The organism is Actinoplanes sp. NPDC051633 (assembly GCF_040681735.1).
In the GTDB taxonomy this organism is placed as follows: domain Bacteria; phylum Actinomycetota; class Actinomycetes; order Mycobacteriales; family Micromonosporaceae; genus Actinoplanes.
The window spans coordinates 1-1,558 of record NZ_JBFAZH010001518.1 but is presented as its reverse complement, the minus strand read 5'-3'; the positions used below and the strand labels follow the sequence as shown (position 1 = coordinate 1,558).

Sequence of the window (1,558 nt, the reverse complement as noted above, 5' to 3'; positions counted from 1 at the left end):
GGTCGACCCGCCAGTCGGCGATCATCCGGTCGGTCAGCGCCTCGAGGAACCCGACGTCGTCCTCCGCGCCGCAGCAGACCAGGGCGTTGAAGCCGCCGGACACACCATCCGGGTAGGCGACCAGGAAGCCGTGCTCGTCGGCCTTGGCGTCCATGTCGATCATCTGCCGCAGGCCGTCACCGGAGCCCGGATAGAAGTGCAGCGCGACGACCAGCGGCACCGGCTTGTCACCGGGGTAACCCGGCGGGGCGTGCACCAGGACGGTCCGGTCCTTGCCGCCGACGGCCAGCGTGAGCTTGGTGTCGCCGGGCGCCGGCGCGGCCGATGAGGGCGCCGCCGGTCGTCCCGCCGGTTCGCCTCCGCTACATCCGGCGAGCAGCATTCCGCCGGCCACGATCAAGATCCAGAGGGTACGCGCCACGTCCGAAGGGTCCGGTGGCGCCGTCCGGCCGGTCAACGGTTTCGGAGGTCGCCGAAAGGCTGGCAAGCTGACCGGATGATGCGCCTGTGGCTGAGCTCCGCGGATCTGACGCGGATCCGGTTCGCCGACCGCCTGCACCCGGCCGGCACCGTGCTGCTCGCCAGCCAGGCCCTGCGCCAGCCGTCCGTGGCGGCCGCCCTCCCGGCGCTGGCGCGGCGGGTCGCCACGGGCGCGCCGGCCCTGCGTCCGCTGCATCACCTGATGCCGGCGCAGGGCATGGCGCCAGACTTCCTGACCCCGTGGGAGGGCGTGGCGTCGATCGAGGACGGGCTGGCCGCGATCCGTTCGACGCCGGCCGGACGCGTCCGGGCGGACGTGACCGCTGCGTACGCCCACACCAAGGTCAGCGCCGCGCGCCGCCGGTTCGCCGCCGCCGACCCGCTGGTGCTGGACACCCTGGTCACGGCCATGGGGGCGTACTTCCGCCAGGTGCTGGCGCCGGACTGGGCGGAGTTGACCCGCGCGCATCGCCAGGCCGTCGGCGAGGCCGCGAGCCGCTACGCGCTGTCCGGCGCCGACGGTGTCCTCGCGGGCCTGCACCAGGGGATCCGGTGGCGGGCGCCGATGCTGGAGGTCGACACCTGGCAGGCCGGTGAGGTGCGGCTCGGCGGGCACGGCCTGATCCTGGTGCCGTCGCCGTTCGCCGGTCCCCGGCCACGGGTGCTGGTCGCGCCGGACCGACCCGCCCTGGTGGTCTATCCGGTGGAGCCGCCGGCCGTGCCGGCCGGCCGGCGGACCGCGTCGGATCCCCTGGCCGGCCTGTTCGGCCGGACCCGCAGCGCGGTGCTGATCCACGCCACCCGGCCGGGCCGGCACACGACGTCGACGATCGCCCGGCAGGTCGGCATCAGTGTGTCGTCGTCGTCGGAGCACCTGTCCGCGCTGCGGGCCGCCGGGCTGGTGTCCAGCCACCGCGACGGCGGTGCGATCGTGCACGGCGCCACCGCGCTGGGCCGCGACCTGGTGAACCCGGACGAGGACCGCCCCGGTTGACGTCGCCGACCTCACCTGGTGGGTGACGGCGTCCTAGCCCAGGGCCTTGCCGACGAGCTGCGGGTGGGCGTCGGCGAACTCGGC

At 75.0% G+C, this 1,558-nt stretch carries 1 protein-coding gene and 1 pseudogene; one reads left to right on the top strand and one right to left on the bottom strand.

Translation table 11 applies throughout. From position 1 onward, the window contains the following. Window positions 1-421: pseudogene (locus AB0M20_RS42690) on the bottom strand (polyhydroxybutyrate depolymerase); the annotation flags it as partial. A gap of 75 nt (window positions 422-496) precedes the next feature. On the opposite strand from AB0M20_RS42690, the gene AB0M20_RS42685 reads away from it, so the two are divergent. Continuing rightward, window positions 497-1,474, top strand: coding sequence for a winged helix-turn-helix domain-containing protein (locus tag AB0M20_RS42685; protein WP_364307130.1), 978 nt, complete (start codon window positions 497-499; stop codon window positions 1,472-1,474). The last annotated feature ends 84 nt before the right edge of the window (window positions 1,475-1,558 follow it).